At 61.2% G+C, this 2,934-nt stretch carries 2 protein-coding genes; both read left to right on the plus strand.

All coding sequences use genetic code 11. From position 1 onward, the window contains the following. The first annotated feature begins 210 nt into the window (after positions 1-210). Positions 211-1,563, plus strand: a complete 1,353-nt coding sequence (locus tag AC07OK_RS30690) for a L,D-transpeptidase Cds6 family protein (RefSeq protein ID WP_494693832.1) — start codon at positions 211-213, stop codon at positions 1,561-1,563. Between the two features lie 68 nt (positions 1,564-1,631). Beyond that, positions 1,632-2,792, plus strand: coding sequence for a L,D-transpeptidase family protein (locus tag AC07OK_RS30695; RefSeq protein WP_494693833.1), 1,161 nt, complete (start codon positions 1,632-1,634; stop codon positions 2,790-2,792). Positions 2,793-2,934 lie beyond the last annotated feature (142 nt).

Here is a 2,934-nt window from a genome sequence, read left to right on the forward strand (position 1 = left end):
AGTGTGAAAGTAGGTTATCGTCAGGCTAGTTATATAGAAGAACCCCACCAAGTGATCTTGGTGGGGTTTTTCGCATTTCCGGGTACTTTTTTTGTGACAAAAGAGGCATATAAGATACAAGCTAGATTTTGATCTGGGGAAACGAAAGGTGTACCATGTGTGCTTTCGTGCTTGCTTCATACCTCAATGAAAAATAAGACAGCTCCAACAATGCTGTACCGTGCCCTGGCGTCCGCCGGCATCGTGGTAACCCTCTTCGCGCTTGCGCCTGCGCGCGCCGACGAGATGGCCGACGTTAGCAAGCTGGCCAAGGCCGGCAAGTTTGTCGAGGCATTGAACAAGACCAACGAATACCTGGGCAAGCACCCTTCCGATCCGCAAATGCGCTTCATGAAGGGCGTGCTGCTGACCGAGCAAAACAAGTCGGATGAGGCGATCGCGGTGTTCACCAAACTCACCGAAGATTACAAAGATCTGCCGGAACCGTATAACAACCTGGCCGTGCTGTACGCAGCCAACGGCCAGTACGACAAGGCACGCGTGTCGCTGGAAAAAGCGATCCGCACCAATCCGAGCTATATGACGGCGTATGAAAACCTGGGCGACGTCTATGGCAAGATGGCCAGCCAGGCCTACGACAAGGCGCTGGCACTCGGCTCGAACAATGCACCACCGGCCAAGTCCAAGCTGACGCTGCTGCGGAACTTTTCCAGCAGCACAGGCGCCAAGTTCGGCGCGCCGGAGATCGCCGTGTCAACGCCGGCACCCGCGCCTCAGCCAGCGGCTCAGGTGGCCGCGCCGCGCGCCACGGCCAATGCTGCGCCGCCGCTGATCTCGCAAATTCCTGCCGATACCGGCAAGCCTACGACCTTGCAGCGCATACCGGCCTTGTCGGTCACGCCGCCGGCACCGACGCCGGCGCCAGCAGTTAAAGTGGCTGCCGCGCCAGCGCCGGTTGCAGCCAAGCCGGTCGCGCCAGCACCTGTGCCGACGCCGGTTCCCGTCAAGCCTGTTACACCAGCGCCTGCACCGGTGTTGGCCAAGGTTGAACCGCCGAAGCCGGCGCCTGCCTCTGTACCTGCGCCAGTCAAAGCAGCGCCGGTGGTGCTCGCCCAGGCTGAGCCGGCCAAGCCGGCCAAAGCGGAGCCGCCGAAGCCGACCAAGGTGGAGCCGCCAAAACCTGCCAAGCCTGAGCCGGAAAAGGCCGCCAAGCCGGATACCTCCGAGCGCGACGCGGTGCTGGCCCAAGTCCATGGCTGGGCCAAGGCCTGGACCACCCAGAATGTCGATTCCTACCTCGGCTACTACAGCCAGGAGTTCGAGCCGCCCAAAGGTTTGTCGCGCAAGGCCTGGGCCGAAGAGCGCCGTGCCCGCATCGAAGGCAAGGGCCGCATCCACGTCGAAGTGGGCGGACCGGAAGTGGTTGTGAACGGCAATACGGCCAAAGTGACCTTCCGCCAGACCTATGAATCGGACCGTCTCACCGCCAGAAGCCGGAAGACGCTCGTGCTGGTCAAAAATGGTGGAAAATGGCAGATTAAGCAGGAAGCCTCGGGTAGCTGATGTCACACTTTAGATTTTCGCAACGCTGGCGCGCCAGTGGGTTGCTTTGCGTCCTCCTCCTCAGTGTATTGGGAGGGACGGCTAGTTACGCCGCAAAAAAGCCGGCGCGGGCGCCGGTCGTCCGTAAAGCCAATCCCGAAGAGCTACTGTCCGATATCTACAAAGAGCTGTCTCAGCACAACCTGCGTGTCGCCCAGCAAAAGGCCGACGCGCTGGTGGTTGCCTATCCGAATTTCCGCCTGGGCCACCTGGTCCGCGGCGACATCCTGCTGATGCATACCCGCGAAGTGAGCGTGCTGGGCGCGGCAGTGCCGGCGGGCGAAGCGTCCAAGCTGGCTGACCTGCGGCGCGAAGCGACCGTGCGCATGCAGGCCGAGCCAGGGCGGCCGTCGGCGGCGCTGCTGCCACGCGCGCTGATGCAGATGCGCAAGGACCAGAAGCACGCGCTGATCGTCGACGCCAAGCATTCGCGCCTCTACCTGTACGAGAACCGCAACGACCAAATCCGCCTGTTGTCCGATTTCTACGTCAGCCAGGGCAAGCTGGGCATCAACAAGCTGAAGGAAGGCGATATGCGCACGCCGGTCGGCGTGTACTACATCATCGGCCACTTGCCGGGCGTGAAGCTGCCCGACATGTACGGCAAGGGCGCGTTGCCGCTCGATTATCCGAACGACTGGGACAAGGCGCAGGGCCGCAGCGGTTCGGGCATCTGGGTGCACGGCACGCCGCCGGAAACCTTCAGCCGCCCGCCGCTGTCGACCGACGGCTGCGTGGTGGTCAGCAACGACGACCTGAACACGCTGACCCGCACGGTGGAAATCGGTAAGACGCCGATCCTGATCGGTGACCAGGTCGAGTTCGTCAGCAAGGAACAAATGGAGCGTGACCTGCGGGTGGCCAGCGCGCTGGTGGAGGCCTGGCGGCGCGATGTCGAGAACCGTGACGACGCCGGCTTGCGCGCGCTGTATTCGCCGCGCTTCAAGTCGGCGGCCGACGAGGATGTGACTGCATGGCTGGACAAGAACCGTTTCCTGCCCGGCGCCAAGAAGATCAGCGTGACCGTGAGCGAGCCGAGCTATTTCCGCCAGCCGAGCCAGGAAGAAGTCATCGTCAGCAATTTCACGCAGCAGATCGTGGTCGGCAAATATCGCCACGCGGTGCGCAAGAAACAGTACTGGGCCAAGGAAGGCAAGAGCTGGAAGATCGTCGCCGAATCGAACGTATAAAAAACAATGGGGTCAAGTCTGACATTCGGACACGTACTCTGCCGTAGCGATTGCTACAGCAGAGTACGTGTCCGAATGTCAGACTTCGTATATTGAGCATACCGCATCTCCATTGGATAATAAGGAGGTAGGTGCGGCCGGG

This window comes from Duganella sp. GW821-FHT07G03 (genome assembly GCF_059418605.1).